A 22368-nucleotide genomic window follows, 5' to 3' on the forward strand; every position below is an offset into this window, starting at 1 on the left:
GTCTACGCTCCGATCTCGTCGCCGTCGACCGGGCGGCCCATCGGCGCCTCGGTCACCTCGTCCAGCTCGTCCAGCAGGTGCCCCATCCGGTCCCGCTTCGTCCGCAGGTACCGCACGTTCTCCGGGTTCGACCGGATCGGCAGCCCCTCGCGGCCGCTCACGGTCAGGCCGTACCCCTCCAGGCCGGCCCGCTTGGCCGGGTTGTTGGTGAGCAGCCGCATCGAGCGGACACCGAGGTCGTAGAGGATCTGCGCGCCGGTGCCGTAGTCCCGGGCGTCGGCGGGCAGCCCCAGGTCGAGGTTCGCGTCCACGGTGTCCCGGCCCTGGTCCTGGAGCTGGTACGCCTGGAGCTTGTGCAGCAGGCCGATCCCGCGCCCCTCGTGCCCGCGTACGTAGAGCACCACCCCGCGCCCCTCCTGCGCCACCCGGGCCAGCGCGGCCTGCAGCTGCGGGCCGCAGTCGCAGCGCAGCGAGCCGAAGACGTCCCCGGTGAGGCACTCGGAGTGCACCCGGACCAGGACGTCCTTCCCGTCGCCGAGGTCGCCCATCACCAGCGCGACGTGCTCGGCCGGGTCGTGCTCGGCGCGGTAGCCGAGCGCCCTGAACACCCCGTACGGGGTGGGCATCCGCGCGTCCGCGACCTGCTCCACCTGCTTCTCGGTCCGCCGCCGGTACGCGATCAGGTCGGCGATGGTGACCAGGGTCAGCCCGTGCTCGGCGCAGAACTTCTCCAGGTCCGGCAGGCGCATCATGGTGCCGTCGTCGTTGACCAGCTCACAGAGCACCCCGGCCGGCCGCAGCCCGGCCAGTCGGGTCAGGTCGACGGCCGCCTCGGTGTGCCCGGGCCGGCGCAGCACCCCGCCCTCGCGGGCCCGCAGCGGCACCACGTGCCCGGGGCGGGCCAGGTCGGTGGGGTCGGTGGCGGCGTCGGCGAGCAGCCGGATGGTGTGCGAGCGGTCGGCCGCCGAGATGCCGGTGCTGACCCCCTCCCGGGCGTCCACGGTCACCGTGTACGCGGTGCCGCGCCGGTCCTGGTTGGTGTGGTGCATCGGCGGCAGGTCCAGCCGGTCACACTCGCTCTCGGTCAGCGGCACGCAGATGTAGCCCGAGGTGTAGCGGACCATGAACGCAACCAGCTCGGGCGTGGCCAGCTCGGCCGCGAAGATCAGGTCGCCCTCGTTCTCGCGGTCCTCGTCGTCGACCACGACGACGGGCCGGCCGGCGGCGATGTCCGCCACCGCCTGCTCGATGCTGCCAAAGGTGGTCATGCGACGGCCTCCGAGTAGGTGGGCGGGATCGGGGTGCGGGCCGGCGGCGTGGCCCGCGAGGCGCGCCACCAGGCGGCCAGGCCCCAGACGCAGAAGGCGCCGTAGACCAGGTACATGGCGGCGGACGGGTAGAAACCGCCGCGCAGCAGCAGCGGCACGCCGACCGCGTCGACGGCGATCCAGATCAGCCAGAACTCGACCCAGCCGCGGGCCATGCCGTAGGTGGCGAGCAGGCTGCCGACCAGGATCCAGGCGTCCGGCAGCGGACCCCAGGAGCCGAGCGCGGCCAGCACCGGGTACCCGGCCGCGGTGCCGACCGCCGCGACGGCGAGCAGGCCGAGGCGTTCCCGGCCGGTGGCCCAGCGGGGCGTCACGGCGGGCTGCTCACCTCCGCCGGAGCGGCTGTTGCGCGACCAGCGCCACCAGCCGTAGACGCTGACCGCGAAGAAGAAGACCTGCCGGCCGGCCTGGCCGTAGAGGTCGTGCGCCTGTGGGGTGGCGAAGACGCCGCCGAGGAAGACGGTGAAGAGCAGCGCGTTGCCGATCATGCCGACCGGCCAGGCCCAGACCAGCCGGCGCAGCCCGAGGAGCGCCGAGACGAGACCGAAGACGTTGCCGACGATCTCCCGGACCAGCACCGGCGAGCCGGCCACCTGGACCTGGGCGTCGAGCAGCCAGCCGAGCGGGCCCATCAGCGCTCACCGCCCGGCAGGGCGCCCCCGGCGAGGCGGTCGCCGAGCAGCCGCTCGACGTACTTCGCCAGCACGTCCACCTCGAGGTTCACCGGGTCGCCGACGCCCCTGGCGCCGAGCGTGGTCAGCTTCAGCGTGGTGGGGATCAGCCCGACGGCGAACCAGTCGTCGCCGACCTCGGCCACGGTCAGCGAGACGCCGTCGATGGTGATCGAGCCCTTCTCCACCACGTACCGGGCCAGCTCGGCGGGGAGCCGGAAGCGGACCGTCTCCCACTGCGCGGCCGGTTCCCGGGAGATCAGCTCGCCGACTCCGTCGACGTGGCCCTGCACGAGGTGCCCGCCGAGCCGGCTGTTCAACGCGGCGGCCCGTTCCAGGTTGACCGGGTCGCCGGGGCGGAGCGTGCCGAGCGCGGAGCGGCGCAGGGTCTCCCCCATCACGTCGGCGGTGAAGACGCCGCCGTCGACGTCGACCACGGTCAGGCAGACCCCGTTGACCGCGATGGAGTCGCCGTGCCGGGCGTCCGAGGTGACCAGCGGGCCGCGGACGGCGACCAGTGCGGAGTCACCCCCGGTCCCGGTGGTCCGGACGACCTCGCCCAACTCCTCGACGATGCCGGTGAACATGTCAGGCCTCCCTCTTCCGGGGCAGCGCGGTGATCCGCAGGTCGGGACCGACCTGCGTAACGTCGGTGAGTTCCAGATCGATGGCGTCGGCGATGGTGCCCACACCCGCGTCGAGCAGGGCGGTGGGACCGGCGCCGAGCAGCTTCGGCGCGACGTACCCGACGACCTTGTCGACCAGCCCGGCGGCGAGGAACGCGCCGGCCAGCCGGGGGCCGCCCTCGAGCAGGGCCGCCCGCACGCCGCGGTGGTGCAGCTCGGCCAGGAGCGCCGGCAGGTCGACCCGGCCGTCCGGGCCGGCCCCGACCTCGTCGGCGGTGGCGATCCAGGTCCGCGCGGCGCCGTCGCGGACCCGGGCCTCCGCGGGGGTACGCCCCGCGCTGTCCACCACCACGCGCAGCGGCTGCCGGATCGCGAGGGTGCCGTCGCGCAGGTTGCGGGCGGTGAGCCGGGGGTCGTCGGCCAGCACGGTGCCGACCCCGGCGACGACCGCGTCGACGGTGCCGCGCAACGCGTGCACGTCCATCCGGGCGGCCTCGGAGGTGATCCACATGCTGGTGCCGTCGGCCGCGGCGGAGCGCCCGTCGAGGGTGGCGGCGTACTTCCAGATCACGTACGGCCAGCCGCGACGCATCGAGGTCAGCCAGGCGACGTTGCCGGCCTCGGCCTCCTCGGTGCGTACCCCGAACTCGACCTGGACCCCGGCGGCGCGCAGGGTGGCGGCGCCGCCGGAGGCGACCGGGTTGGGGTCTCCGACGGCGATCACCACCCGGCCCACGGCGGCCTGGATCAGCGCGTGGCTGCAGGGGCCGGTGCGGCCGGTGTGGTCGCAGGGTTCGAGGGTGACCACGGCGGTGCCGCCGCGGGCCCGCCGGCCGGCCTGGGCGAGCGCGACGATCTCGGCGTGCGGCCCGCCGGCGTACGCGTGGAAACCCTCGCCGACGACCTCGCCGTCCGGATCGAGGAGCACGCAGCCGACGACCGGGTTGGGGCTGGTGGTGCCGAGCCCGCGGGCGGCCAGCGCGATCGCGCGACGCATCGCCTCGTCGATGGAGACGCTCGCCATCGCCTGCCCCTGCCCTCTCGCTAGCCGGTCGCGCGCGGGCGAGGGCTGGGAGTGTCGGCACGGCATGCCGCAGGCAGGCGGCGGCGGAGATCCGGGGACGGCACAGCCGACCCCGGGGAGCCCACGCGGCGCTGAGGGTGTCAGCGGCCGGCAGGGGCCTCCCCGTCCCGCGCGCTGTCTCCCATCCGGACTGTCGGGGGGCGGACGGACCGCTCCCCACCGTCGGCCCCGGATTCTCACCAGGTCCACCGTCCGGCCGAAGCCGTCCGGGTCGCGGGCTTACCACGGTCGGACCGTGGATCACCGCCGGTTCGGAATTTCACCGAGCCCCGCCAGCGCGTGGTGGGTACACCGGAAGTCTTACACGCTGGGCCGCCCCCGGCGCCACCGAGGCGAGCTAGCTCACAGATGTCCGGTTAGGGTCAGGTGACGCCGCGCCGCCGGTCGACCGCCACGTACGACCCCGGCTGGCTCTTCGCGACCGTCTTCATCTCCGAGGCCACCGCGATCGCCTCGAGCGGGTCGGTGAAGCGCTTCCCGGCGTCGGAGAGGGAAACACCGATGGAGAGGGTGACCAGGGCGGCCCGCCGGATGTTGCCCCGCCGATCCTTCAGCTCGACGAAGCCGCGCTCCCGGTCGGTCGGGTCGTAGAGGGCGTCCGCGGCCTTCTCGAAGTCGACCACCGCCCGGCTGGTCAGCGGCCGGACCTGGCTGGGCGTGCAGACGATGACGAAGTCGTCGCCACCGACGTGGCCGAGGAAGGCCGGCGGCAGACCGATCGAGACCACCGCCCGGTGCAGGCTGCGGGCCAGCGCCGAGATGAATTCATCGCCGCGGACGAAGCCGTACCGGTCGTTGACGCTCTTGAACCGGTCGATGTCGACGTAGCCGACCGCGTAGTCGACGCCGTTGCGGACCCGATCGCTGATCTCCCGCCGGATCCGGCTGTTGCCGGGCAGCCCGGTCAGCGGCGAGACCTCCCGGAACTCCTTGTTGCGGCGCAGGGTGGAGCTGACCCGGGCGACCAGCTCGGCGGTGTCGAAGGGCTTGACCAGGTAGTCGTCGGCGCCGGCGCTGAGGCCGTGCACCTTGTCCACGGTCATCCCCTTGGCGGTCAACATGATCACCGGCAGGGCGGCGGTCATCGGGTCGGCGCGCAGCCGGCGGGTCAGCTCCAGGCCGTCGATGCGCGGCATCATCAGGTCGACCACGGCCAGGTCCGGGCGTTGCCGCTCGATCAGCTCGAGCGCCTCCTGGCCGTCGCCGGCGTGGATCACCTCGAAGCCGTGCAGCCGCAGGTTGAACTCGACGAAACGCGCGATGTCCTCGTCGTCGTCGACGACCAGGATGACGTCGGGTCGCTCGCCGGCCGGGTCCACCTCAGACCCCGGTGGCCGCGCGTTCCGCCAGCGCCCGCAGGCGGCGTACCGCCTCCGCCGGATCGTCGGCGCCGTAGACGGCGGTGCCGGCGACGAAGGCGTCCGCGCCGGCGGCGGCCGCCTGCTCGATGGTGTCGGCGGCGATCCCGCCGTCGACCTCGATCCGCAGTTCCAGGTGGCCGCTGTCGACGTGCCGGCGGGCGGCGCGCACCTTGTCGAGGAGCTGTGGGATGAACCGTTGGCCGCCGAACCCGGCCTTGATCGTCATGATCAGCAGGGTGTCGAAGCTGGGTAGCAGGTCCAGGTACGGCTCGATCGGGGTGTCCCGGTCGATCGCCAGCCCCGCCTTCGCCCCGGCCGAGCGGAGGTCCTTCGCCAACGCCACCGGGTCGTCGCACGCCTCGGCGTGGAACGTCACGTTGTACGCCCCGGCGTCGGCGTACCCCGGCGCCCACCGGCGCGGGTCCTCGATCATGAGGTGCACGTCGAACGGGAGTTCGGTCGCGGCGCGCAGACTCTGCACCACCGGCAGCCCGATGGTCAGGTTCGGCACGAAGTGGTTGTCCATGACATCCACGTGCAACCAGTCGGCGGCATGCTCGACGGCGCGGACCTCGGCGGCGAGGTGGGCGAAATCAGCGGCCAGGATGCTGGGCGCGACGATCAGGGGCGGTACGGTCACGGGGCCAGTGTACGAACGCGGTCACCCGCCGCCCGCAGCACGGCACCAACCGGAACCCGCTGTGACCCAGCCGTGACCGATGGTGCAGAATCGGCCCTCCCTGACCCGAAATCCCGGACGAAATGCCAGCCGCGACTGGCCGATCGACGAAAACACCGCAACACTCCATCGGGGACGGTCAGATGTTCTGCACGCCCGGTGGCGGGTAACACCGCACGGGCCGCGGCGACCGCTTCCATCTCCCGGAAGGGGCGGACGATGCGACGGTGGCTCGTGGCGCTGGCGCTGGCCGGCACGACGACGGCGGTCCTGAGCGGCTGCGTCCCGCCGCACCGGGCCGACGGCGACCTGATCGACGACTGGCCCGACCTGCCGGCGCCCCAGCTGTTCGTCCCCGCCACGGACGCCTGCCTGCCCCGGATCACCGCGGTCGTGCAGGCCGGCACCTACGAAACGGTGGCCTGCGGGCGCAGCCACCTGGCCGAGGCGGTGCACGTCGGCACCTTCACCGGGCCGGCCGCGGTCGGCGCCCGTCCCGAACCGGGCTCCCCCGCGCTGCGTACCGCCCGGGCCGAGTGCGACCAGCGGGCCCGGGAGGTGATCGGCGGGGACTGGCACTCGGCCCGGCTCACCATGAACATCGCGCTGCCCTCGGTGACCGGCTGGCTCGGCGGTGCCCGCTGGTACCGGTGCGACCTGGCCGAGACCGACAGCATCGACAACACCCGGCCGGTCAACCGGGTGGGCAGCCTGCGCGGCGCGATGGTCGGCGACAATCCGCTGGTCCACCGCTGCTTCGACCCGAAGCTGATCGGCAACAACCTGAACTACATGGCACCGGTGCTCTGCACCGAGCCGCACCGGGCCGAGTTCGTCGGCGTCCACGTGGAACGCGACATGAGCTGGGGGGAGTTCACCCGGTCGAGCCAGCAGGTGCACCGGCACTGCATGGCGCTCATCGCCGTGTTCGCCAACGTGCCGAACAACATCGAGCTGCCGTACCGGGTCGGCTCGATCTTCTATCCGCCGTCCAAGCGGGAGTGGGAGGAGGGCGACCGGGGGGTGCGCTGTTTCCTGTGGAGCGACGACCGGAGGCTGACCCGCTCGATGCGCGGCGTCGGCCCGCAGGGACTACCCGTCATCTGAGCCCGGGTGCCGTATGCTGCTGCGCCGTGGCGTACCCGGCGATTCCGGCCGGTCGGCGCCACGACGAACGACGGGGAGGTCGGTGGATGCGGCGGTGGTGGACGGCGGTCGTCGTGACCGGGACGGCGGCGCTGGCGCTCGCCGGCTGCGGCGCGCCCACCGGAGTGGACCGGAACCTGGCCGACGACTGGCCGGCCCTCCCGCAGGCGAAGGCCTTCGCTCCGGAGAACGGGGCCTGCCACCCGACGGTCCAGGACGTTGGCTACCTCAGCGGCTACAACCCGGTCGACTGCACCGACGTGCACCGGGCGGAGACCCTGCACGTCGGCACGCTGACCGGTCCGGACGCCGAGCGGGGCGCACCGCCGCGAGCCGGCTCGACCGGCGTCCGGACGGCCCGCGCGGAGTGCGACCGGCAGGTCACCAAAACGGTGGGCGCCGACTGGCGGTCCGGACGGCTGCTGCTCTCCGTCATCTTCCCGTCGGCGCTCGCCTGGACGGGTGGCGCCCGCTGGTTCCGCTGCGACGTCTCCGAGGTGGCCAGCCTCGACGACAGCAGCATCATCCCGCGCCGCGCCTCGTTGCGGAACGCGCTGACCCCGGGCTCGCCGCTCGCCTACGGCTGCTTCAACCCGAAGCTCGCCAAGGACGACATCGACCAGATGCGGCCGGTCGCCTGCACCGCGAAGCACCACGCCGAGTTCGTCGGCGTCTGGCAGGCGCCGGACATCAGCTACGCCGAGTTCCGGCGCACCACGCTGCGGGCGCACAAGGCGTGCCGGGGGCTGATCGCCACGTACGTCAAGGTGCCGAACAACAGCGACCTGCAGTACCGCGCCGGCACGGTCATCTACCACCCCTTCGAGCAGGAATGGCGGGACGGCAACCACGCCGTGCAGTGCTTCCTCTGGGTCGACGACCGCACGCTGACCCGATCGTTGAAGGGCGCCGGGTCCAAGGGCCTGCCGATCCAGTGAGCGGGGCGGGCCGTCGCCCGCCCCGCCCCCGGTCCCGCCTTAGCTGGCCTGCAGCGTCACGTCGTCGACGACGAAGCTGGTCTGCAGCGAGGCGTCCTCGGTGCCGGTGAACTTCAGGGTGACGGTCTGGCCGGCGTACGCGGCCACGTTGAACGTGCGCTGCACGTAGCCGGTGGCGGCGTTGAGGTTAGAGTACGTCGCCAGCGTGGTGGTGCCGACCTGGACGGTCAGCTTGTCGTACACCGTCGAGGTGGTGGTCTCGGCGGTGTCGATGTGCAGCCAGAAGGCCAGCGTGTAGCTGGCGCAGCCGGCCGGCACGGTCACCGACTGGGACAGCGTGTCGGTGTGGGTGCTGCCGTACCCGTCCAGCCAGGCCTTGTAGGAGCCGGTCCGGGCCGCCTGGCCGGTCGAGTTGGTGATCACGCCGGAGCTGGCGGTCCACGGGGTGGTGCCGGACTCGAAGCTGCTGTTGCCGATGAGCTGGCCGCCGGCGCAACCGCCGGCGCCGGTCACGGTGAGGCTGTACGTCGCGCTGTGGCTGACCGAGCCGGTGCCGGTCACCGTGATGGTGAAGGTGCCGGTGATGGCGGTCGACGAGGCGCTGACCGTCATCGTGGCGGAGCCGCCGGAGGTCACCGACGACGGGCTGAACGACACCGTGACCCCGCTCGGCGCGCCGGTGGCCGACAGGCTGACCGTCTGCGCGCTGCCGCTGGTCGTCGTGGTGCTGACCGTCGCGGTGGTGGCGGCGCCCCGGGCCACGCTGCCGGAGGTGGGGCTCACCGCGACCGAGAAGTCGTTGGTCGGGGTGCCGCCGACCGCGAGCTGCCAGATCGCGTACGCGACGCCGTCGGCGCTGCGGTTGAGGATGGTCGCGTTGATGTTGCTGGTGGTGTCGCACGACCGGTGGTAGCAGGAGTCGTACGCCGCGCCGCCGGTGCCGCCCCACTTGCTGGCCTGGGCCGAGGTCTTGGTGGCGCTGGCCCCGGCCGCGTACCCGGAGGTGGGGATGCCGGCGTTCTGGAACGAGTAGTCGTCCGAGCGGCCCTGCCCCTCGACGTTCTCCTCCGGCTGGAGACCGAACGAGTCCCAGTACGCCTTCAGCGGCGCCGCGGTGGTGGAGGTGACCCGGTTGATGAAGTAGCCACCGTTCGGCGAGGCCACCATGTCGAAGTTGTAGTAGCCCTTGATGTAGCCCTTCTGGGTGGCGCTGAGCGAGTTGACGTAGAACTTCGAGCCCTGCAGCCCCTGCTCCTCGCCGTTCCACCAGGCGAACCGGACCCGCTTGGTCATGGTCGGGTTCTGACTCGCCAGCACCAGCGCGTTCTCCAGGAGGCTGGCCGAGCCGGAGCCGTTGTCGTTGATGCCCGGGCCGGCGGAGACGCTGTCCAGGTGGGCGCCGAACATGACCACCTGGTCGGTCGGCCCCTGCGGCCACTCGGCGATCAGGTTGTTGCCCGGGTAGGTGCAGGTGGTGCAGGTCTGCTCGGTGACGGTGTAGCCGGCCGCCTGGAGCTTGCTCTTCACGTAGCTGACCGAGGCGGTGTAGCCGGTGGAGCCGGCCCGCCGGGTGCCGCCGTTGTTGGTGGCGATCGTGTTGAGCTGGGTCAGGTGGGCCTGGACGTTGGTCACCGAGACGTCCGGCGCGGCGGCGACCAGGGTGGGGGCGGCCGCGGTGACGGGCGCGGCGGCAGGGGCGGCGCTGGCCGTCGTCGCGGACAGCGTCGCCGTCGTGCCGGCGATGAGAGCGAGCGCGAAGCCCGCGATCGGGGTGCGACGTCTCATGGAGACTCCTCGTGGGGGTCGGCGGGGCGTGCGTCGGGGGTGGCGGCCGACCCGTGGACTCCGGTGGAGACTCGACGTCCGCGGACCGGTGATCGAAACAGTTACATGTATCGATCGGATAGTCAACGGGGTGTCACAGCACCGACCCGGGGCACGAGTCGTGCCCCGGGTCGGGTGGCGTCACGCCGGATCGGCGTCTCGGGCCGGGTCAGCCCCGGCGCAGGACCGCCAGGAACATCGCGTCCGTGCCGTGCCGGTGCGGCCAGAGCTGCACCGTCGGTCCGTCGCCCAGCCCCGGCATGCCGGCCGGCAGCAGCGGCCGGGCGTCGACGAAGTCGACCGGCAACCCGCACCGGCGGGCGGCCTCGGTCACCGTCACGTGCGTCTCCACCGTGTGCGGGGAGCAGGTGACGTAGGCGACCAGGCCCCCCGGGCGGACCGCGCGCAGCGCCGCGGTGAGGAGCTCCCGCTGCAACCGGGTCAGCGGCGGCAGGTCCGAGGGCTGGCGGCGCCAGCGGGACTCCGGTCGCCGGCGCAACGAGCCCAGACCGGTGCAGGGGGCGTCGACCAGCACCCGGTCGAAGTGCCCCTCGGGCAGGTTCGGGTCCGCGCCGACCGTCCGCCCGTCGGCGGCGAGCACGGTCACCGGCAGACCCCGGGTCGCCAGCTCGACCAGCCGGGCCCGGTGCTCGGCCACCTCCACCGCGGTGACCCGGGCGCCCCGCTGCGCCGCGAGGGCGCCGAGCAGGCCGGCCTTGCCACCCGGACCGGCGCAGAGGTCCAGCCAGTGCTCGTCCGGGCCATCCAGAGGCGCGACCGCCAGGGCGTTCGCCACCAGCTGGGAGCCCTCGTCCTGGACGTGCGCCCGGCCCTCGACCACCGCCCGAAGCTCACCCGGCGCGCCGCCGGACAGGTAGACCGCGTACGGCGAGAAGGCGCCCGGGGCGCCGCCCACCTCGTCGGCCAGCTGCACCGGATCGGCCAGGCCGGGCCGGGCGCACAGGTGCACCGGCGGCCGTTCGTTGTCCTCGATCAGCAGCCGCTCGGTCTCGCCGAGGTCGCCACCGAGCGCCTCCGAGAAGGCCCTGATGATCCACTGCGGGTGGCTGTACGCCAGCGCCAGGTGCCCGACCGGGTCGGTCTCCGTCGCCGGGGCGAGCTTCGCCACCCAGGCGTCCAGGTCCCGGCCGGCGATCTCGCGGAGCACCGCGTTGGCGAACCCGGTGGCGCCCGGGCCCACCGACCGCACCAGGTCGACGGTCGAGGAGACCGCCGCGTGCGCCGGCACCCGGGTGTGCAGAAGCTGGTACGCCCCGAGCCGCAGCGCGTCGCGTACCGGCGGGTCGATCCGCTGCACGTCCCGCCCGGCGGCGTCGGAGATGATGGCGTCGAGAGTGCCGGTCTGGCGCAGCGTGCCGTACGTCAGCTCGGTGGCGAAGGCGGCGTCCCGACCGACCAGCCCCTCCTCCCGCAGCATCGCCGGCAGCACCAGGTTGCCGTACGCGTCGTCCCGGTGCACCGCCGCGATCACCCGGTACGCGACCTCGCGCGGCAGGTCGACGGCAGGCCTCACCGGCCGCCCGCCGGCGCCGCGCCGGTCGGCGCCGAACTGGCCGCCACGCGGGCGGTCCCCGCCCTGGCCCGGCCGGGCACCGCGCGGGTACCGGTCAGCGCGCTCGGTTCCGAAGGAGCGGCCCCGATCGCCGCCGGACGACGGGCCGCGACGACCCTCGTCGGAGACGCCCTCACCCCGGGGCTCGGACGGCCCGGTCACGCGAGCACCTCCCCGGCGGCGACCCGGACGCCGCGCGCCCAGTCGCTCGCCGACATGGCCTTCTTGCCGGCCGCCCGCACCTCGCCGAGCTGCACCGCGACGGTGCCCGTACCCGCCAGCACCCGGGCCTTCTCCACCAACAGCTCACCGGGCTTCAGCTCCGGGCCGTTCGCCACCGGGACGACCGGGCCGAGCTTCACCCGCTCGGCGCGGAAGGTCGTCCACGGGCCGGGGGCCGGAGTGCAGGCGCGGATCCGCCGGTCGACGGCGAAGGCCGGATCGGTCCAGCGCACCCGGGCGTCCTCGACGGTCAGCTTCGGGGCGAGGGACACCCCGTCGGCCGGCTGCGGCTCGGCCCGCGCGGTGCCGCCCTCGATCGCGTCGAGGACCGCCGCCAGCAGGCCGGCGCCGGAGTGGGCGAGCCGCTCCAGCAGGTCCCCGGAGGTGTCGGCGGGACGAACCTCGTCGGTCACCGTGCCGAACACCGGGCCGGTGTCCAGCCCCTGCTCGAGCTGGAAGACGCTGGCCCCGGTCAGCTCGTCGCCGTGCAGCACGGCGTGCTGCACGGGCGCCGCGCCCCGCCAGGCGGGCAGCAGCGAGAAGTGCAGGTTGATCCAGCCGTACCGGGGGATCTCCAGCGCGACCGGCGGCACCAGAGCGCCATAGGCGACCACCGGCACGCAGTCCGGGGCCAGCTCGCGGAGCCGGTCCAGGAACTCGGGCTCGCGGGGCCGGGCCGGGGTGAGCACCTCGACGCCGTGCGCGTCGGCCCAGGCGCCGACGGGCGAGCGCACCAGACCCCGGCCGCGACCGGCCGGCGCGTCGGGACGGGTGACCACGGCCAGCAGCTCGTGGCCGGACGCGGCGATGGCGTCCAGGGCGGGGACGGCGACGGCCGGGGTGCCGGCGAAGATCAGACGCACCCGGTCACCGCCCCAGACCGAACGGATTGCTCAGGTGCGGGCTGAACTTGACCACCGGCGGGACGGCCTGGTCGTACCACTCGGCCTGGCGGATCGCCTTCATGGCCTCCTTGCGCCCGTCGGGATCCAGCCGGTCGACGAAGAGCACCCCGTCGAGGTGGTCGGTCTCGTGCTGCACGCAGCGGGCCATCAGGCCGCTGCCCACGATCTGCATCGGGTCACCGAAGGCGCTGAACCCCTTGGCGATCACGTTCTGCCGGCGCTTGGTGTCGAAGTAGAGCCCGGGGATGGACAGACAGCCCTCCGGGCCGTCCTGCTCCTCCTCGTCGGGGAACTCCAGCACCGGGTTGACCAGGTGGCCGAGCACGTCGTCCACGTCGAAGGTGAACACCCGCAGGCCCACGCCGAGCTGGGGCGCGGCCAGTCCGGCGCCGCTCTGCTCGCGCATCGTGTCGGTCAGGTCGGCGACGAGCTTGCGCAGCTCGGCGTCGAAGTCGACCACCGGATCGGCCGGCGTGCGCAGCACCGGATCCCCGAACAGACGGATGGACTGAACGGTCACGCGGGGTGGCTCCTTCGACGGCGGGACGAACTCTGCCGTACCAGTCTACGGAGTGGCCGGGGCCGCCCCGGTCGGCGTACCGCGATCGGTGAGCGGCGACTCCTCACCCACCGTCACCGGCAGGGTGGCGTACCCGCGCAGGGTCAACCGGACCCGCCGCTCCGGCCGGCCGGCCAGGGCCAGCCCGGGCAGCCGGCCCAGCAGCAGCGGGAAGGCGACCTGCGCCTCCAGCCGGGCCAGCCCGGCGCCGAGGCAGTAGTGCGGCCCGGCGCCGAAGGAGAGCGGGTGGATCTGCGGGCGCCACGGGTCGAACCGCTCCGGCTCCGGGTACCGCCGGGCGTCCCGGTTCGCGGCGCCGAGCAGCACGATCAGCCAGCTGCCGGCGGGCAGGTCGAGCCCGCCGTAACTGGCCGGGGCGCTGCTCATCCGCGAGGTGAGCTGCACCGGCGAGTCGTACCGCAGCAGCTCGTCGACGTACCCGGCGGCGAACTCCGGGTGCCCGCGCAGCGCCTCGGCCGCCCGGTCGTGGGCCAGCAGCACCACCAGGCCGTTGCCGAGCAGGTTGGTGGTCGTCTCGAAGCCGGCCACCAGCAGAACCACCAGGTTCGCCAGCAGCTCGTCACCGGAGAGTCGGGCGCCGTCGGCGTCGTGCACCTGCACCAGCGCGGTGGTCAGGTCGTCGGCGGGCGCGCGGCGGCGGGCCTCGACCAGCTCGGCGAAGTAGCCGCGCAGCTCGGTGGCGCCCCGGTCGGCGACGGCCAGCTCCTCGGGGGTGATCTCCGGCTCCAGCACCCCGGTGAGGTCCGCCGCCCAGCGCCGGAACAGCGGCCGGTCCGCCGCCGGCACGCCGAGCAGCGCGCAGATCACCCCGACCGGCAGCGGGTACGCGAAGTCGGCCATGAAGTCGAGGGGCTCCCCGTCCCGGCCCCGCTCCAGCATGGCGTCGACCAGTTCGTCGGCCTGCGCGACCACGACGTCCCGCATCGCGGCGATCCGGCGCGGGGTGAAGGCCCCGGCCGCGAGCCGCCGCATCCGGCTGTGGTCCGGCGGGTTGGTTCGCAGCATCGAGCGGGAGATCGACGCGACGGCCGGGCTGTCCCGCCAGCCGGGCAGGAACTGGTCGCGCAGCTCGTCGTCCATCACCCCGAACCGCGGGTCGCGGAGGATCTCGTCGGCCTCGGCGTAGCCGGTGACCGCGTAGAAGACGGGACCGGCCTGGACCACCGGGCCGTGCGCCCGCAACCGCTCGTAGGTGGGATAGGGGTTCACCCGCCCCTGCGCGGACAGCAGCAGCGCGAGGGCGTCGGCAGCATCCACGGTCAGCCTCCCGGGAGATCGGCGACCTTCATCATGCGCCCGTTCCCCCGATCCGGCGATCCCCCGCCCTCCCGGGCGGGTGTCCCCCTGATCCCGTACGCGTCAGGCGCCGGTGCCCGGCTCCCCGGCCAGCACCGCGTCCCCGCCGAGCAGGGCGTGCTCGGGCAGCGGCAGCGCGATGCCGTGGGCCGCCTCCCAGTCGTGGATCATGCTGGGGCGGACCTGGGCGGCGAAGTAGTCGACCGCGCTCATCCCGCCGATCACCGGCTCGTTCACCTCGGCGACCAGCCGGGCCGGGACGAGGGGGAAGCCGCTCTGGACGGCGGCGCTGAGCCGGCGGTGCCCGTCGACCACGAAGAAGTATTCGCCGGTGAAGCCGATCGTCAGCGGTTCCAGGGCTTCGTCGCCGGCCCCGGCCACCTCGCCGACGAACTCGGAGTCCCAGAGCCCGCGCAGGGTGGCGATGTCCTCGGTCGGGTAGACCCGGGCCGGGTCGAGCAGCAGCAGCGGCGGGGTGTCGGCCAGCACGTCGGCGCCGAGGCGGCCCTCGTACGCGTCGATGATGTGCGCGATCACCTGCTCCGGGTCGGCCCGGGTGGTGTCGCAGACCAGGTCGTAGTTGCGCAGCTGGGCCTTGTCGACGCCGTACCGGACGATGAACCGGTTGCGCTCGCTCTCGCTGCGCTCCCGGAGCTTGGCCCGGGCCTCCTCCAGCGAGGTGTAGCTCTCGGCCGGGCCGGACGGGCGGGCCAGCACCCGGCGGGCCGCTTCGGTCGGCTCGGTGATCATGTGCACCTTGAGCGCGTCGGTGAAGAAGTGCCAGGCCAGCCGGGAGTCCATCACCAGCGACTCGCCGGAGGCGGCGATGTCCCGCTGGAGCTGGTCGACGTAGCCGTCGACCGCGTGGTCCAGCTCGGCGTGCAGGTTGAGCTGGAGCGCGGTCATCTGCCGCTCCTGCGCCATCTGCCGGTAGAGGTCGCCGACGCTGACCCGGCGCAGCCCCAGCCGCTTGGCGATCTCGACGGAGACGGTGCTCTTGCCGCTGCCGAGGTCACCGTTGAAGACGATCGATTGACGAACGGTCACGACTGGTCCACCCCTGCTCACCGGCTGATTGACATCATCGATATGGCGTCGGATTCACGCGCTCCCGCCTTCGTCGCGCCATCCTGCGACAACTCCAGCTCGGCGCGTCTGACGCCGCGCCGCGACCTGGAGCCGTCGTACGCCCGGGCATGACGGGCGATGCTATCACGCAGTCGCCAGCGCTTTACCGTACGCGGTGTGCGACCGGCGTACCGCCGCGCCCTCCGACCGGTGGAGCGGGCAGGGTCAGAAGAGGCTCAGCGGGTCGACCTGGAGGCGGACCGGGTCGGCGGCCTTGCGGGCGCTGCGCTGCCCGGCGGCCGCGTGCAGCGCCTCCGCGAGGGCCGCCGCCCGGGCCCGGGGCACCCGCACCAACATCCGCTCCCGGCCCTCGTCGGCGGGGACCGGACCGAGCACCTCGGCACCGTCGGGCAGCCGGGCTCCGGCGAGCAGGTCGGCGACCGCTTCGGCCGGGCCGGTGACGCTGGCCATCTTCACCGCCGGCGGAAAGCCCAGCTCCCGCCGCTCGGCCAACTCCCGGGCGGCGAACCAGGCGGCGTCCCAGCGCAGCAGCGCCTGCACCGGCGCGAGCGCGCCGTCGGCGACCACCACCACCCGGCCGCCGGCCGAGCCCGGGCGGGCCAGCGCCGCGGCGGCCAGCCAGCGGCGCAGCGCCTCCTCGCCGGCCCGCAGGTCGGCCCGGGTGAGCAGCGCCCACGAGTCGAGCAGCAGCACCGCCCCGTAGCCGCCCTCGGCGACCGGCTCGGCGCCGGGTGTGGCGATCACCAGGCCGGCCCCGGCGGGCACGGCGGTGAGCACCTCCTCCCGGCCGGAGGTGCGGACTGGCACCCCGGGGAAGGCGCGGCCCAGCTCCTCGGCGGTCCGCCGGGCGCCGGTGACGGAGGCGCGCAGCCGCCGCCCGCCGCACTCCGGGCAGGCGTACGCGGCGGCGACCCGGCCGCACCAGCGGCAGGCGGGCATCCCGGCGGCGGAGGGCAGCGCGAGCGGACCGGCGCAGTGCGGGCACCGGGCCGGGGTCCGGCAGTCGGCGCAGGCGACCGAGGGCAGGTAGCCGCGGCGGGGCACCTGCACCAGCACCGGGGCGTCGGCGCGCAGGGTGTCCCGGGCGGTGGTCCAGGCCAGGCTGGGCAGCCGGGCCGTCGCCGCGCCCGGGTCGCGGGCCAGTTGCGGATCGTCGCCGCTCGGCGCGATCGACGGGGTACGCGCCCGCACGGTCGCCCGGTCGGCGACCACCTCCCGGGCCCAGCCGGTCTCCACCAGCAGCTGCGCCTCGGCGGTCCGGGCGTACCCGCCGACGAGGGCCGCCGCCCCGCCGAGCTGGGCCCGGGTGAGCAGCACCTCCCGGGCGTGCGGGTACGGCGCCCGCTGCTCGGCGTGCAGGTCGTCGCCGTCGTCCCAGATCGCCACCAGGCCGAGCCGGTCCACCGGCGCGAACATCGCCGCGCGGGTGCCGATCACCACGGGTTTCTCGCCGCGCCGGGCGGCGAGGAACGCGCGGTAGCGCCGGGACGGCCCGAGCGCGGCCGAGAGACAGACGTGCCGGTCGGGCCCGAGCGTGCCGGTCAGCGCGGCGTCGAGCCGGTCCAGGTCCCGGGCGTCGGCCACCACGATCAGCGCGCCCCGACCGCCGGCCACGGTGGCGGCCACGACGTCGGCGTACCGGTCGGCCCAGTCCTCGCCCGGCAGCGCCGACCAGACCGCGCGGGGCGCCCGACCCTCGGTGAGCGCGCGCAGGAACCCCGGCCCGGCCGGGTAGTCCCGCCACCCGCGCGGGTCGACCGGAGCCGCGCCGGCGGTCGCCGCGTCGAGGCTGTGGCCGGCCGAGGCGGTGGTGGGGCCGGCCGGGGTGGTGGTGGTCGCTCCCGCCGGGGCGGTGTCGGCGGCCGGACTCGCCGCCGCGGGATCGGCCGGCGGCGCGGCACTGCCGAGATCCTTCTCGACGCGGGCGTGCCGGGGCGGCACGGCGAGGCGGAGCACGTCGGCGAGGCTGCCGGCGTACCGGTCGGCCACCGCCCGGGCCAGCCGGGCGATCTCCGGCGCGAGCACCGGCACCGGCGAGACGACCTTCTCCAGGTACGCCAGCCGGGGGTGGTCGGACTGCTCGACCCGCTCCAGCAGCCAGCCGTTGACGAGCTGGCCGGCGAAGCGCACCTTGACCCGGACGCCGGCGACCGCCTCGGCGTCCAGCTCGGCGGGGACCAGGTAGTCGAAGGGGCGGTCCAGGTGGGCCAGGGGCACGTCCACGCAGACACGAGCGACCGGCGACCCCTCAGCGGGTCGCCGGTCGCTGCGCCTGGTGCCGGTCAGGCTCCCGCGGCCGACTTGAGGTCGGCGGCCCGGTCGGTGGTCTCCCAGGTCAGGTCCGGCAGCTCACGGCCGAAGTGGCCGTACGCGGCGGTCTGCTGGTAGATCGGGCGGAGCAGGTTGAGGTCCCGGATGATCGCGGCCGGGCGCAGGTCGAAGACCTCGGCGACGGCCTTCTCGATCGAGGCGACCGGCACGGTCTCGGTGCCGAAGGTCTCGATGAAGAGGCTGACCGGGTGGGCCTTGCCGATCGCGTACGCGACCTGCGCCTCGCAGCGCTCGGCCAGGCCGGCGGCGACCACGTTCTTGGCCACCCAGCGCATCGCGTACGCCGCGGAGCGGTCCACCTTGGACGGGTCCTTGCCGGAGAAGGCGCCGCCACCGTGCCGGGCGTACCCGCCGTAGGTGTCGACGATGATCTTCCGGCCGGTGAGGCCGGCGTCGCCCATCGGGCCGCCGATCTCGAACCGCCCGGTCGGGTTCACCAGCAGCCGGTAGCCCTCGGTGTCGAGGCCGAGGCTCTCCAGCTCCGGGGCGATGACGTGCTCGCGCACGTCCGGGGTGAGCAGCGAGTCCAGCGAGATGTCCGCGGCGTGCTGGCTGGAGACGACCACCGTGTTGAGCCGGACCGGCCGCAGCCCCTCGTACTCGATGGTGACCTGGGTCTTGCCGTCCGGCCGCAGGTACGGGATGGTGCCGTCCTTGCGGACCGCGGCGAGCCGGCGGGCCAGTCGGTGCGCCAGCGCGATCGGCAGCGGCATCAGCTCGGGGGTCTCCGAGCAGGCGAAGCCGAACATCATGCCCTGGTCACCCGCGCCCTGCGCGTCCAGCGCGCTCTCCGACGAGCCGGTACGCAGCTCGAAGGCGTTGTCGACGCCCTGCGCGATGTCCGGGGACTGGGCGCCGATGGAGACGCTCACGCCGCAGGAGGCGCCGTCGAAGCCCTTCTTCGACGAGTCGTAGCCGATCTCCAGGATGGTGTCCCGGACGATCGTCGGGATGTCGGCGTACGCCTTGGTGGTGACCTCGCCCGCCACGTGCACCTGGCCCGTGGTGATCATGGTCTCGACCGCGACCCGGCTGTGCGGGTCCTGGGTGAGCAGGGCGTCCAGAATGCCGTCGCTGATCTGGTCGGCGATCTTGTCCGGGTGGCCTTCCGTGACCGATTCGGACGTGAAGAGACGTGTCACGGCACTCCTAAGCATGTGAAAACTCTTGAACGGTCGCTCCGCGGCAGTTTAGCCACCGTGCCTCGAGGGTGACTCAGGGAAGGCGGATCCGACCAGTGTTCAGGACCGATGGGCCAGCCGGGCCGCCACGAGATCCCAGACGTCGTCGGCCAGGGCCTCCTTGGACCGCTCGGTCAGCCGGGCGACCGAGCCGTCCGCGCCGATGACGGTCGCCGCGTTGGTCTCGGCGCCGAAGACCTTGTCCGGGCCGACCTCGTTGATGACGATGAGGTCCGCCCGCTTGCGGGCCAGCTTGGCCCGCCCGTTGGCCTCGGCGTCGCCGGTCTCGGCGGCGAACACCACCAGCACCTGTTCGGCTCGACGGCGCCGGCCCAGTTCGGCGGCGATGTCCGGGTTGGTGACCAGTTCGATCGTCGGCGCGCTGCCGTCGTCCGTCTTCTTGATTTTGCCAGGCGCGTACGTCGCCGGGCGGAAATCGGCGGGAGCCGCGGCCATCACCACCGCGTCCGCGCCGGCCGCGGCCTCCAGGGTCGCCTTGCGCAGCTCCTCGGTGGTGCCCACCCGGACCAGGTCGACGCCGGCCGGGTCGGCGAGCGACACGTTGGCCGACACCAGGGTGACCCGGGCGCCCCGGGCGACCGCCGTGCGGGCGAAGGCGTACCCCTGCTTGCCGGAGGAGCGGTTGCCGAGGAACCGGACCGGGTCGAGCGGCTCACGGGTACCGCCGGCGGTGACCACCACGTGCCGGCCGGCCAGGTCGGCCGGGGCGGCGACCCCCCGGGCGAGGGTGCGGCGGGCGACGGCGAAGATCTCCGCCGGGTCGGGCAGCCGACCCTTGCCGGTGTCGACGCCGGTGAGCCGGCCGACGGCCGGCTCGATCACCCGGACGCCCCGGGACCGCAGGGTCGCGACGTTGGCGACGGTGGCTGGGTGCTCCCACATCTCGGTGTGCATCGCCGGGGCGAGCAGGACCGGACAGCGGGCGGTCAGCAGCGTGTTGGTGAGCAGGTCGTCGGCGAGCCCGTGGGCGGCCTTGGCGAGCAGGTCGGCCGTGGTCGGCGCGACCACCACCAGGTCGGCGTGCTGGCCGAGGCGGACGTGCGGCACCTCGTGCACGTCGGACCAGACGTCGCCGGCGACCGGCCGGCCGGAGAGCGCGGCCCAGGTCGGCGCCCCGACGAAGCGGAGCGCCGACGCGGTCGGCACGACCCGGACGCGATGACCCGACTCGGTGAAGAGCCGGAGCAGCTCACACGCCTTGTAGGCGGCGATGCCACCGCCGACCCCGAGGACGATCTCGGCGGACATCGACGCGGGCGGGCTTACGGCTGGTCGGTCGGCTCGGCGGTGAGCAGGCCCGAGTTGATCTCGCGCATGGCGATCGAGAGCGGCTTCTCCTGCGGGGTGGTCTCCACGAGCGGGCCGACGTACTCCAGCAGGCCCTCACCGAGCTGGCTGTAGTAGGCGTTGATCTGACGCGCGCGCTTGGCGGCGAAGATCACCAGCGCGTACTTCGAGGTCGTCTTCTCGAGGAGCTCGTCGATCGGCGGGTTGGTGATGCCTTCGGGGTTGGCGATGGATCCCACGAATTAACCTCTGCGTCTTAAGCACCGCGCGGAAGCGGTGGTCTCTCAACCGCTCGGGCGCGGTTGGGCCGGAGCCAGGAAGGTAGAACCGAGCAAGCCTACCAGCTCGTCGGCCGCGCGCTCGGCACGGTCGTGCGTCACGGCGTGGGGGAAGGCGGCCGCCACGGCCGGGTCCGGCCGGTACCCGGGCGGGGCGAGGAGCACCAGCTGCGCGTCGGGCGCGACGACCCGGACGGCGAGCGCGCCGGGCAGGTCCAGCGGGAGCAGCACCGGCCGGCCGGTGGCCAGCTGGGCGCGGATCCCGGCGCGCGGGATGCCGCGCCGGTACGGTCCGATCCGGCTCCACTCCAGCAGCTCGTCGCCGGCGATCATCCGCTCGAACTGCGCCGCGGCGAGGAAGAGCCGGTCCACCCCGTCCACCTCGCCCGCCCGGGGCGGGCGGGTGGTCGCCGCCACGGGCACCCAGACGGACGGGAAACGCGCCCGGACCAGCTCGACGACACTCTCCCTGCCGGCCCCCGAAGGTCCGGCCAGGACAGTGAGCCGAGCCGCCGGGCGCGCCTCGTCATCCGTGCTCACCGCTTGTTTCTACACGTTGCGGCGTTCAGTTGGCGGCGAACTCTCCAAGCAGCGCCTTGCGCTGCTGCTCGCCCAGGCCGCGCAGTCGGCGGCTGTCGGCGATCTTGAGCTTCTCCATGATCTGGGTAGCCCGGATCTTGCCGATGCCCGGCATCGCCTGCAGGACGGCCGAAACCTTCAGCTTGCCCACGACGTCGTCGGACTCGGCCCGCGCGAGGACGGTGGCGAGGGTGGTCTTGCCCTGCTTGAGCTGCTCCTTCAGCTCAGCACGGGCCTTGCGGATCTCCGCGGCCTTCTCCAGCGCGGCAGCGCGCTGTTCGGGGGTCAGTGACGGGAGCGGCACCAGTTCTCCTCAGGTCCCTATCGCGGCGGGCGGGGCGCACCGCCGCATCTGTGAAACGTGGTGTCGCTGGCAACCAAAGGGGTCCGTGGTTCCCAGCGCGGGGAAAACTAGCGGTCATCGGAGCTTTCGGCAACGTGGACGCGCGAAGATCAGCGCAAAGTGACCGAGCCGTCAGTCAGTCAGGAGGCGGCCAGCGCCAACCGACAGTCGGCCAGGACCCGGTCCGCGGCGGCCCGCAGGGCGGCCACATCCGGCCCCGCGTGCAGGACCTCGCGGGAGTACGAGGGCAGCACCGACGGCAGGCTGGAGCCGAACACGGTCCGCAGGCCGGCCGCCGTGCCGCCCTGGGCTCCGAGCCCCGGCGCGAGCAGCGGACCGTTCACCCCGGAGAGGTCGTGACCGGTGTCACCGATCGTCGCGCCGACCACCAGGCCGAAGCTGCCGAGAGGCTCGGCACCCTTGTTGAGCTGGGAAATCTCGTCGATCACGGTCTGCGCGACGGTCCGCCCGTCGGCCGTGACGGCGCGCTGCACCGCCGCGCCCTCCGGGTTCGAGGTGAGCGCCAGGACGAAGACGCCGCCCCCGTGCGCGGCGGCCAGCTCGAACATCGGCGCGAGGGATCCGACCCCGAGGTAGGGGCTGGCCGTGACCGCGTCGACATACAGCGGGCTGGATGGATCGAGGTAGGCCGAGGCGTACGCGCTGACGGTCGAGCCGATGTCGCCGCGCTTGACGTCGAGCACAACGAGCGAGCCGACATTCCGCAACTGTCGGATAGTTGACTCAAGAATCCCGACACCCCGGGCACCAAACCGCTCGAAGAAGGCCGACTGGGGCTTGACCACCGCAACCCGGTCACCGAGCGCCTCAACCACGATCCGGGCGAACCGGTCGAGCCCCTCGACGTCGTCGGACAGCCCCCAGCGGTCCAGCAGCCCGGGATGGGGGTCGATGCCCACGCAGAGCGGTCCCCGCTCGGCCACGGCCCGGTGCAGGCGGGCGCCGAAGCTCTCCATCGCGACTCTCCTTCTTCTTCGCGGCACCGCGCCGCGGTGGTCGTGCGGC

General features: G+C 73.7%; 21 protein-coding genes. 2 read left to right on the plus strand and 19 right to left on the minus strand.

Features of this window, described 5'->3' with window-relative positions; genetic code table 11:
- Positions 1-2: 2 nt before the first annotated feature.
- The 6 genes from SLP03_RS14790 to rpe all read right to left on the minus strand — a co-directional run bounded on the left by SLP03_RS14790 (position 3) and on the right by rpe (position 5710).
- Complete coding sequence (locus SLP03_RS14790) at positions 3-1268, minus strand: bifunctional 3,4-dihydroxy-2-butanone-4-phosphate synthase/GTP cyclohydrolase II (protein ID WP_319461163.1); 1266 nt, start codon at positions 1266-1268, stop codon at positions 3-5.
- Complete coding sequence (gene pnuC, locus SLP03_RS14795; protein ID WP_319461164.1) at positions 1265-1960, minus strand: nicotinamide riboside transporter PnuC; 696 nt, start codon at positions 1958-1960, stop codon at positions 1265-1267. The genes SLP03_RS14790 and pnuC overlap by 4 nt, the downstream gene beginning before the upstream one ends.
- Positions 1960-2586: a riboflavin synthase gene (locus SLP03_RS14800; protein ID WP_319461165.1), complete on the minus strand. Its 627-nt coding sequence runs from the start codon at positions 2584-2586 to the stop codon at positions 1960-1962. Before SLP03_RS14800 ends, pnuC begins: the two co-directional genes overlap by 1 nt.
- Position 2587: 1 nt before the next feature.
- Positions 2588-3649 (minus strand): bifunctional diaminohydroxyphosphoribosylaminopyrimidine deaminase/5-amino-6-(5-phosphoribosylamino)uracil reductase RibD, encoded by a 1062-nt coding sequence (gene ribD, locus SLP03_RS14805; RefSeq protein ID WP_319461166.1) that lies wholly within the window; start codon positions 3647-3649, stop codon positions 2588-2590.
- A gap of 422 nt (positions 3650-4071) precedes the next feature.
- Positions 4072-5028, minus strand: a complete 957-nt coding sequence (locus tag SLP03_RS14810; RefSeq protein WP_319461167.1) for a response regulator — start codon at positions 5026-5028, stop codon at positions 4072-4074.
- 1 nt (position 5029) lies between these two features.
- Positions 5030-5710 carry a ribulose-phosphate 3-epimerase gene (gene rpe / locus SLP03_RS14815; RefSeq protein WP_319461168.1) on the minus strand — a complete coding sequence of 227 codons (681 nt, stop codon included), beginning with the start codon at positions 5708-5710 and terminating at the stop codon, positions 5030-5032.
- A 258-nt stretch (positions 5711-5968) separates the two neighbouring features.
- Here rpe and SLP03_RS14820 point away from each other — a divergent pair, with 258 nt between their 5' ends.
- Positions 5969-6856, plus strand: coding sequence for a septum formation family protein (locus SLP03_RS14820; RefSeq protein WP_319461169.1), 888 nt, complete (start codon positions 5969-5971; stop codon positions 6854-6856).
- Between the two features lie 86 nt (positions 6857-6942).
- Positions 6943-7833 carry a septum formation family protein gene (locus SLP03_RS14825; RefSeq protein ID WP_319461170.1) on the plus strand — a complete coding sequence of 297 codons (891 nt, stop codon included), beginning with the start codon at positions 6943-6945 and terminating at the stop codon, positions 7831-7833.
- Positions 7834-7872: 39 nt separating this feature from the next.
- On the opposite strand, the gene SLP03_RS14830 is transcribed toward SLP03_RS14825, so the two are convergent.
- From SLP03_RS14830 to pyrF, 13 genes are all read right to left on the minus strand, one after another.
- Complete coding sequence (locus SLP03_RS14830) at positions 7873-9618, minus strand: M28 family peptidase (RefSeq protein ID WP_319461171.1); 1746 nt, start codon at positions 9616-9618, stop codon at positions 7873-7875.
- Between the two features lie 208 nt (positions 9619-9826).
- Complete coding sequence (locus tag SLP03_RS14835; RefSeq protein WP_413644525.1) at positions 9827-11392, minus strand: RsmB/NOP family class I SAM-dependent RNA methyltransferase; 1566 nt, start codon at positions 11390-11392, stop codon at positions 9827-9829.
- Positions 11389-12315: a methionyl-tRNA formyltransferase gene (gene fmt, locus SLP03_RS14840; RefSeq protein ID WP_319461172.1), complete on the minus strand. Its 927-nt coding sequence runs from the start codon at positions 12313-12315 to the stop codon at positions 11389-11391. The genes SLP03_RS14835 and fmt overlap by 4 nt, the downstream gene beginning before the upstream one ends.
- 4 nt (positions 12316-12319) lie before the next feature.
- Positions 12320-12877, minus strand: coding sequence for a peptide deformylase (gene def / locus SLP03_RS14845; protein ID WP_319461173.1), 558 nt, complete (start codon positions 12875-12877; stop codon positions 12320-12322).
- Between the two features lie 45 nt (positions 12878-12922).
- Complete coding sequence (locus SLP03_RS14850; protein WP_319461174.1) at positions 12923-14194, minus strand: cytochrome P450; 1272 nt, start codon at positions 14192-14194, stop codon at positions 12923-12925.
- 102 nt (positions 14195-14296) lie between these two features.
- Positions 14297-15280, minus strand: a complete 984-nt coding sequence (locus tag SLP03_RS14855) for an AAA family ATPase (RefSeq protein WP_319461175.1) — start codon at positions 15278-15280, stop codon at positions 14297-14299.
- 246 nt (positions 15281-15526) lie between these two features.
- Positions 15527-17545, minus strand: coding sequence for a primosomal protein N' (locus tag SLP03_RS14860; RefSeq protein WP_319461176.1), 2019 nt, complete (start codon positions 17543-17545; stop codon positions 15527-15529).
- A gap of 59 nt (positions 17546-17604) precedes the next feature.
- Positions 17605-18795 (minus strand): methionine adenosyltransferase, encoded by a 1191-nt coding sequence (metK, locus tag SLP03_RS14865; protein WP_319461177.1) that lies wholly within the window; start codon positions 18793-18795, stop codon positions 17605-17607.
- Between the two features lie 99 nt (positions 18796-18894).
- The gene (coaBC, locus tag SLP03_RS14870; protein ID WP_319461178.1) at positions 18895-20103 is read right to left on the minus strand and encodes a bifunctional phosphopantothenoylcysteine decarboxylase/phosphopantothenate--cysteine ligase CoaBC; all 1209 of its coding nucleotides are present in this window, start codon (positions 20101-20103) and stop codon (positions 18895-18897) included.
- A gap of 14 nt (positions 20104-20117) precedes the next feature.
- The gene (gene rpoZ, locus SLP03_RS14875) at positions 20118-20381 is read right to left on the minus strand and encodes a DNA-directed RNA polymerase subunit omega (protein WP_319461179.1); all 264 of its coding nucleotides are present in this window, start codon (positions 20379-20381) and stop codon (positions 20118-20120) included.
- Between the two features lie 45 nt (positions 20382-20426).
- Positions 20427-20960: a guanylate kinase gene (locus SLP03_RS14880; protein WP_319461180.1), complete on the minus strand. Its 534-nt coding sequence runs from the start codon at positions 20958-20960 to the stop codon at positions 20427-20429.
- A gap of 25 nt (positions 20961-20985) precedes the next feature.
- The gene (gene mihF, locus SLP03_RS14885) at positions 20986-21303 is read right to left on the minus strand and encodes an integration host factor, actinobacterial type (protein WP_018785079.1); all 318 of its coding nucleotides are present in this window, start codon (positions 21301-21303) and stop codon (positions 20986-20988) included.
- A gap of 179 nt (positions 21304-21482) precedes the next feature.
- Entirely contained in the window at positions 21483-22319 is an 837-nt protein-coding gene (gene pyrF, locus SLP03_RS14890) for an orotidine-5'-phosphate decarboxylase (RefSeq protein ID WP_319461181.1), read from the minus strand.
- Positions 22320-22368 lie beyond the last annotated feature (49 nt).

The organism is Micromonospora sp. RTP1Z1 (assembly GCF_033804685.1).
Lineage (GTDB): Bacteria > Actinomycetota > Actinomycetes > Mycobacteriales > Micromonosporaceae > Micromonospora.

What these genes read in the sequence shown, in the direction of transcription:
- pnuC (WP_319461164.1), bottom strand. Translation starts at nt 1,960, where the DNA reads ATGGGCCCGCTCGGCTGGCTGCTCGACGCCCAGGTCCAGGTGGCCGGC.
- coaBC (WP_319461178.1), bottom strand. Translation starts at nt 20,103, where the DNA reads ATGTCCGCCGAGATCGTCCTCGGGGTCGGCGGTGGCATCGCCGCCTAC.
- ribD (WP_319461166.1), bottom strand. Translation starts at nt 3,649, where the DNA reads ATGGCGAGCGTCTCCATCGACGAGGCGATGCGTCGCGCGATCGCGCTG.
- pyrF (WP_319461181.1), bottom strand. Translation starts at nt 22,319, where the DNA reads ATGGAGAGCTTCGGCGCCCGCCTGCACCGGGCCGTGGCCGAGCGGGGA.
- SLP03_RS14825 (WP_319461170.1), top strand. Translation starts at nt 6,943, where the DNA reads ATGCGGCGGTGGTGGACGGCGGTCGTCGTGACCGGGACGGCGGCGCTG.
- SLP03_RS14820 (WP_319461169.1), top strand. Translation starts at nt 5,969, where the DNA reads ATGCGACGGTGGCTCGTGGCGCTGGCGCTGGCCGGCACGACGACGGCG.
- SLP03_RS14790 (WP_319461163.1), bottom strand. Translation starts at nt 1,268, where the DNA reads ATGACCACCTTTGGCAGCATCGAGCAGGCGGTGGCGGACATCGCCGCC.
- SLP03_RS14830 (WP_319461171.1), bottom strand. Translation starts at nt 9,618, where the DNA reads ATGAGACGTCGCACCCCGATCGCGGGCTTCGCGCTCGCTCTCATCGCC.
- SLP03_RS14800 (WP_319461165.1), bottom strand. Translation starts at nt 2,586, where the DNA reads ATGTTCACCGGCATCGTCGAGGAGTTGGGCGAGGTCGTCCGGACCACC.